The sequence below is a fragment of the Streptomyces olindensis genome (assembly GCF_040645895.1).
GTDB classification, from domain to species: domain Bacteria; phylum Actinomycetota; class Actinomycetes; order Streptomycetales; family Streptomycetaceae; genus Streptomyces; species Streptomyces olindensis.
This window is the reverse complement of the sequence record NZ_JBEYZD010000094.1, coordinates 23,364-29,778: the sequence shown is the minus strand read 5'-3', so window position 1 is coordinate 29,778 and position 6,415 is coordinate 23,364. Positions and strand designations below refer to the sequence as shown.

9 protein-coding genes are annotated in these 6,415 nt (G+C 72.4%); 6 read left to right on the top strand and 3 right to left on the bottom strand.

The genetic code is table 11. The annotated features are described in order from the left end of the window. Positions 1 to 123: 123 nt before the first annotated feature. Positions 124 to 984 carry a dihydropteroate synthase gene (gene folP, locus ABZ948_RS36910; RefSeq protein WP_359767176.1) on the bottom strand — a complete coding sequence of 287 codons (861 nt, stop codon included), beginning with the start codon at positions 982 to 984 and terminating at the stop codon, positions 124 to 126. A 162-nt stretch (positions 985 to 1,146) separates the two neighbouring features. Between folP and ABZ948_RS36905 the strand changes: the two genes are divergently transcribed. Next, positions 1,147 to 1,536: a DivIVA domain-containing protein gene (locus ABZ948_RS36905; protein WP_359767174.1), complete on the top strand. Its 390-nt coding sequence runs from the start codon at positions 1,147 to 1,149 to the stop codon at positions 1,534 to 1,536. After that, positions 1,533 to 2,153 (top strand): DNA-3-methyladenine glycosylase I, encoded by a 621-nt coding sequence (locus ABZ948_RS36900; protein ID WP_359767172.1) that lies wholly within the window; start codon positions 1,533 to 1,535, stop codon positions 2,151 to 2,153. The genes ABZ948_RS36905 and ABZ948_RS36900 overlap by 4 nt, the downstream gene beginning before the upstream one ends. A 35-nt stretch (positions 2,154 to 2,188) precedes the next feature. Here ABZ948_RS36900 and chcB read toward each other — a convergent pair whose 3' ends face one another. Then, entirely contained in the window at positions 2,189 to 2,992 is an 804-nt protein-coding gene (gene chcB, locus ABZ948_RS36895; RefSeq protein ID WP_359767170.1) for a 2-cyclohexenylcarbonyl CoA isomerase, read from the bottom strand. Positions 2,993 to 3,059: 67 nt separating this feature from the next. Here chcB and ABZ948_RS36890 point away from each other — a divergent pair, with 67 nt between their 5' ends. Beyond that, positions 3,060 to 3,224, top strand: a complete 165-nt coding sequence (locus ABZ948_RS36890; RefSeq protein WP_359767168.1) for a hypothetical protein — start codon at positions 3,060 to 3,062, stop codon at positions 3,222 to 3,224. A gap of 153 nt (positions 3,225 to 3,377) precedes the next feature. After that, the gene (locus ABZ948_RS36885; RefSeq protein ID WP_003966491.1) at positions 3,378 to 3,545 is read left to right on the top strand and encodes a DUF3117 domain-containing protein; all 168 of its coding nucleotides are present in this window, start codon (positions 3,378 to 3,380) and stop codon (positions 3,543 to 3,545) included. Positions 3,546 to 3,663: 118 nt separating this feature from the next. Here the strand turns inward: ABZ948_RS36885 and ABZ948_RS36880 are convergent, their stop codons facing one another. Beyond that, positions 3,664 to 4,383: an O-methyltransferase gene (locus ABZ948_RS36880; RefSeq protein WP_435857765.1), complete on the bottom strand. Its 720-nt coding sequence runs from the start codon at positions 4,381 to 4,383 to the stop codon at positions 3,664 to 3,666. Positions 4,384 to 4,595: 212 nt separating this feature from the next. Here ABZ948_RS36880 and sigE point away from each other — a divergent pair, with 212 nt between their 5' ends. Together sigE and ABZ948_RS36870 are read left to right on the top strand one after the other, a co-directional pair. Next, positions 4,596 to 5,294, top strand: coding sequence for an RNA polymerase sigma factor SigE (gene sigE, locus ABZ948_RS36875; protein ID WP_037766263.1), 699 nt, complete (start codon positions 4,596 to 4,598; stop codon positions 5,292 to 5,294). Then, a complete protein-coding gene (locus ABZ948_RS36870; protein ID WP_359767167.1) occupies positions 5,291 to 6,361 on the top strand; it encodes an anti-sigma factor family protein in 1,071 nt (356 codons plus the stop codon). The genes sigE and ABZ948_RS36870 overlap by 4 nt, the downstream gene beginning before the upstream one ends. Positions 6,362 to 6,415 lie beyond the last annotated feature (54 nt).

Here is a 6,415-nt window from a genome sequence, read left to right as displayed (position 1 = left end):
TCCTGCGGCACGTGGAGCGGTGCAGTGTGCTGGTGCACGTCCTGGACACCGCCACGCTGGAGTCGGACCGCGACCCCGTCTCCGACCTCGACGTCCAGGGGGCGGAGCCCCCTGGTACTCGGGCTAGGCCAACCCCCGCCGGGCGACGGCAGGAGCCCGATGCCCCGCGATCGCCGAGACCATATCCAGCACCTGCCGCGTCTCCGCGACCTCGTGCACCCGGTACACCTGCGCCCCCAGCCACGCGGACACGGCCGTCGTCGCCAACGTACCGACCACCCGCTCCTTCACGGGCCGGTCCAGCGTCTCCCCGACGAAGTCCTTGTTGGACAGGGACACCAGCACCGGCCACCCCGTGGCGACCATCTCGTCCAGCCGCCGCGTCGCCTCCAGGCTGTGCCGCGTGTTCTTCCCGAAGTCGTGCCCCGGGTCGATCATGATCGACTCCCTCGGCACCCCCAGCGCCAGCGCCCGCTCCGCCAGCCCGACCGTCACCCGAAGGACGTCGGCCATGACGTCGTCGTACTCGATCCGGTGCGGCCGGGTCCGCGGCTGCGCACCTCCCGCGTGCGTGCACACGAGCCCCACCTGGTGGCGCGCGGCGACCTCCGCGAGCCCCGGGTCGACCCCGCCCCACGCGTCGTTCAGCAGGTCCGCCCCGGCCTCGCACACCGCTTCGCCGACCTCGGCCCGCCACGTGTCCACGCTGATGATCACGTCCGGGAACCGCCGCCGCACCTCCGCCACGAACCCGACCGTCCGCCGGGCCTCCTCCGCGGCCGTGACCTCTTCGCCCGGCCCGGCCTTGACCCCGCCGACGTCGATGATCGCGGCCCCCTCGGCCACGGCCTGCTCCACGCGCGCGAGGGCCGGCTCGTCACGGAAGGTGGCGCCCTGGTCGTAGAAGGAGTCCGGAGTCCGGTTCACGATCGCCATGATCACCGGCTCGTGCGGCCCGAATTCCCGCCTGCCCAGCCTGAGCATCCCCTGTGACCTTTCCTGGTACGTCCCCGTCTTCCGCCGCCTGCGACCCTAACTGTCAGAGTCGCATGGCACGATCGGAGCCTGACAACATCCGACTCGGAGGACTCCGAGGACTGCGAGGAGTCCGTGGAGTCCGATCCATCCGACCGTGGGGGCCCCGCGATGGTTATGTTCCTGTTCCTGGTCGTCGCGCTCGCCGTCGTGGTCGCCGCGGTGACCCTCGCCGTGGTGGGCGGCGGCGAGAACGCCCCGCTGCCCGAGGCCGCCCCCGAGCGGCTGCGGGACCCGCTGCCGCCGGACCGCCCGGTCGACCGCGCGGACGTGGAGGGCCTGCGCTTCCCGCTCGCCGCCCGCGGCTACCGCATGGCGGACGTGGACGACGCGCTCAGCCGCCTCGGCGCCGAACTCGCCGAACGCGACGCCCGCATCGCCGACCTGGAGTCGGCCCTGGCAGGCGCCCGAGCGGCCTCCGCGCACGGCCCTGGGCACGCGCCCGGGGAGGACCACGTCTCCATGGACAAGCCCGCCCCGAGGCAGGAGGACCGGCCGTGAGCGACGGCGCCGCCCTCGCCGGCCCGGACGGCGCGCCGCGCTGTCCCTGGGCCCTGTCCGCCCCGGAGTACGTGGCGTACCACGACGAGGAGTGGGGCCGCGCGGTCCACGGCGACGACGCGCTGTTCGAGCGCCTCAGCCTGGAGGCCTTCCAGTCCGGCCTGTCCTGGATCACGATCCTGCGCCGCCGCCCCGGCTTCCGCGCCGCCTTCGCCGACTTCAAGATCGCCTCGGTGGCGGCCTTCACCGACGAGGACCGCGAGCGCCTCCTGGCCGACGCCGGCATCATCCGCAACCGAGCCAAGATCGACGCGACCCTCGCCAACGCCCGCGTGCTCGCCGAGTGGTCCCCGGGCGAGCTGGACGAGCTGATCTGGTCCCACGCCCCGGACCCGGCCGGCCGTCCGGCCCCGAAGACCCTCTCGGACGTCCCGCCCGTCACCCCCGAGTCGACGGCCCTGTCCAAGGCCCTGAAGAAGCGAGGCCTCCGCTTCGTGGGCCCGACGACGGCCTACGCCCTGATGCAGGCGTGCGGCCTGGTCGACGATCACTTGGCGACATGCGTGGCGAGAAGCGCCCCTTCAGGGGCGCGGGGAACTGCGCGAGCAACCACATAGCACCCGCAGCTCCCCACGATGCGAAGGCCGCGACCTCACCGGCCCAGATACTTCGGCTTCTCCTTGTTGACGAAGGCCTGCACGGCGATCGCGTGATCCTCGGAGGACCCGGCCCGCGTCTGCAGCTCGTCCTCCTTCTCCAGCGCTTCCTCCAAGGAGTGCGTCAGCCCGAACGCCACCGACTCCTTCAGCGCCGCGTACGCCACCGTCGGCCCCTCGGCCAGCGCCCGCGCCACCTTCTCGGCCTCCGCCCGCAGCTCACCGGCGGGCACCAGCCGATTGGCGATACCGAGGTCGTACGCCTCCTGCGCGCTGATGCTGCGCGGGAAAAGCAGCAGGTCGGTGGCCCGTCCCGGTCCGACAACCCGGGGCAGCGTCCAGGAGATCCCCGAGTCCGCGGTCAGGGCGACCCCCGCGAACGACGTGTTGAACGCCGCCGTGTCCGCCACGATCCGGTAGTCCGCGGCGAGCGCGAAACCGAAGCCAGCCCCCGCCGCCACCCCGTTCACGGCGGCGACGACCGGCTTCGCCGCCGCGGCCAGCGCCCGCACGATCGGGTTGTAGTGCTCCCGGACCGTGCTCATGGTCTGGCCCGAGCCGGTCTCCCGGTCCTGCACCAGCAGGCCGATGTGCTCCTTGAGGTCCTGCCCGACGCAGAACGCCCGGTCACCGGCGGCGGTCAGCAGCACCGCCCGTACGGCGGGATCGCCCGCCGCGGACTCGACCGCCTCCCGCAGGGCGACCTTGGTCGCCACGTTCAGCGCGTTCATCGCCTCCGGGCGGTTCAGCGTGATCGTCGCGAGTCCGTCGCTCACCTCGTAGAGCACGGTGTCGGCCATGGCGTATCCCCTCCGTGTCGCGGCTCGGGGACGTACCGGCCGGTACGTCCCGGGTCTGCAGGACAGCATGACGGAGATCGCCGACCACGGACCGGACCGGACGTGTGACCTGCGTCAAAGAATTCTCACCCGGATCCGTTCGGCGGATGTGAGCACGGCGGCGGAGTATCGCAGCCTCATCGCCGAATTGAGTGGTTTTGCTCGCGTGCGTTGCCCAAGCGATGCCTACTGATGTTGGTCATCGGGTCCTGGGATGCGGGATAATGGCTGGGAAGCAATGTGTTCGATGCCGGTGTCGCGTGTCCTGCCACAAGGAACCGCACGTGTGCCCTTCTCAGGGCCGTCGGCTTTGACGATGAGCTGGGTTTCAGGAAGGGGAACGAGCATGGCGGCCATGAAGCCGCGGACGGGTGATGGCCCGCTCGAGGTGACCAAGGAGGGGCGGGGCATCGTCATGCGCGTTCCGCTCGAAGGCGGCGGTCGGCTCGTCGTCGAGCTGACCCCGGACGAGGCCGACGCGCTCGGCGACGCCCTCAAGAAGGTCGTCGGCTGACGCGCAAGCGACCATACCCTTTCAGCTGCCCCGGCATCACATGAGGTGCCGGGGCGGCTGTTTTCTCACCGCTGACTCTGGCCTGCCCCGGCTTCCGTTCCGCTAACGTGCCCGCGGACTACCGTTTCACCGCGCACAGCAGACCGTCGCCCACCGGCAGCAGCGACGGCACCAGCTCCTGGCTCTCGCGCACCGCGCGCAGCAGCTCCCGCAGCCGCAGCACCTCGGTGGGCTGCGGGCCGGAGTCCACCGTCCGGCCGTTCGCGAAGGCGCCCTCGAAGACGACCAGTCCACCGGGGCGGAGCAGCCGCAACGATTCAGCGAGGTAGTCCATCACCTCGAGGCGGTCGCCGTCGCAGAAGACGAGGTCGTAGCCGGCGTCCGCGAGGCGGGGCAGCACGTCCAGGGCGCGCCCCGGGATGAAGCGGGCCCGGTTGCTGGCGAAGCCCGAGGCACGGAAGGCCTGACGGGCGAACTGCTGGTGTTCCGGCTCCGGGTCGACGGTCGTCAGCACGCCGTCGGGCCGCATACCGTGCAGGAGGTGCATGCCGGAGACACCACAGCCGGTCCCGATCTCCGCGACGGCCTTCGCGTCGACGGAGGCGGCCAGCAACCGCAGCGCGGCGCCCGTGCCGGGCGACACCGAGCGCAGCCCTGCCTCGCGGGCCCGGTCCCGGGCCCAGCGCAGCGCTTCGTCCTCGGCGACATAGGCGTCGGCGAACGCCCAGCTCGTCTGCCGGTTGCCGGTGATGACCCTCTCCTGTCCCCGTGAATGCCTGGCGTGACTGTATCCGTTGGGCCCGGGAACCCGCAGATGGGACCGGTCGTTTAAAGGGATGAGCAAGCGGCGCGGGCCGGGACGGGGGGCAGGCAGTGGATCAGGACGCCGAGCAAGTGCCGACGCAGCAGTACGAGGCGTATCAGCCCAGATCAAATTCTCGTAAAACCGCTTATCCGGTCCTAACGGGCGAGGTGGCTATGGTAGGGGCTCCACTGGACACCACCAGAGCTGACAGGGGAGGTGCGGCTACGCCTGTGGATCGCGGAGGAGTGCTCCGGCGCTTCCTCGGATCAGCGGGCAGGCCGACATCCGTGAACGACACCGCTGCTGACCACCACGCCGCCGGCTTCGCCCAGACCGCGACCTTCACCACCGACGCGGACGGGCAGGCGTGGACTCCGCCCACGTGGGAGGAGATCGTCAGCACGCACAGCGGCCGGGTCTACCGGCTCGCCTACCGTCTGACCGGCAACCAGCACGACGCGGAGGACCTCACGCAGGAGGTCTTCGTCCGCGTCTTCCGCTCCCTGTCGACCTACACGCCCGGCACCTTCGAGGGCTGGCTGCACCGCATCACCACGAACCTGTTCCTCGACATGGTCCGCCGCAAGCAGCGCATCCGCTTCGACGCCCTCGGCGAGGACGCGGCCGAGCGGCTGCCCAGCAAGGAGCCCACGCCCCAGCAGGTCTTCAACGACGCGCACTTCGACGCGGACGTCCAGCAGGCCCTCGACACCCTGGCCCCCGAGTTCCGCGCCGCGGTCGTCCTGTGCGACATCGAAGGACTGTCGTACGAGGAGATCGCCGCGACCCTCGGCGTCAAGCTCGGCACGGTCCGTTCGCGGATCCACCGCGGCCGCTCCCAGCTGCGCAAGGCCCTCGCGCACCGCTCCCCGGAGGCGCGTGCCGAGCGTCGCTCCTTCGTGCCCCGTGTTCCCGCCTTGGGAGGAGGGGGCGCGAGCGCGTGAGCGGATCACGGCCGAAAGCTTCCGAGGGACACCTCGCAGAGCAGCACCTGGGAGACCGACTCTCCGCCCTGGTGGACGGAGAGCTCGGTCATGACGCGCGTGAGCGCGTACTGGCGCACGTGGCCACCTGCCCGAAGTGCAAGGCGGAGGTGGACGCCCAGCGCCGGCTGAAGAACGTCTTCGCGGAAGCGGCCCCGCCGCCTCCCTCCGAGAGTTTCCTGGCCCGCCTGCAGGGACTACCCGCGGGCGGCGGCCCGGACGGTGACGAACTGCCGCCGGGCGGGGGAGGGCTGCCCGGCGGCCTGACCGGGCGGTTCGGGTCGTCCGGCGCCTTCGGGACGAAGCGCGGCGACCGGTTCGAGTTCGGGTACGCCCCGTCCCGGCCGCACCTGCCCGTGCTGCCGTCCTCCGCGGGGGGCGGCCGTCTCCCCGGCGGCGACCGGGGCCTCCCCTCCGACCACCGTGGTCTCCCCTCCGACCACCGCGGCCTGCCGCCGGCCAACCGGGGCTTCCGCATCCACGACGTCGGCCGGCACGAGACGGACCGGTACTCCTCGCGGCTGCGGTTCGCCTTCGTGGCCGCCGGGGCCGTGTCCCTGGCCGCGATCGCTCTCGGCGGTGTCACCACCGGCAACCCCACCGACGCGGAAGCCCGCGGCGGCTCCGGCACGGGAAGCAACGTGACCCCGATGCGCACACCGGGCGCGGGCGCCGCGACGGCGCCCGAATCCCAGCGGCGCCGGGCCGTGGGGCCGCTGCTCGGGCAGGTGCACGGCCAGAGCGCGCTCGGCGACAGCCCGGCCGCGCCGACGGAGGTGTCCGCGCCCCTGCTGCCCGGAGTGCCGCATCCCGCCGCCCGGCACCACGTGGTGCACGCGCTGACCGCCCCGGTGATGGCCGGCGCGGCCGTCATGTCCCCGCTGATACGCCCCCTGGAGGCGGTCCCGCCGGCCCCCCTGCACACCTGGGCGGCGGTCCCCGAGATCACGGCGCCCCTGCTCGCCGTGCCCCTCCCGGACACCACCTCGTCCCCCTCTCCCCCCTCCTCCTCGCGCGCGGCCCGCTGACCGGCCTCTGCGCACCGGCCCGCGAACCTGATTGAATCCCGGGGGTGGCGCCCC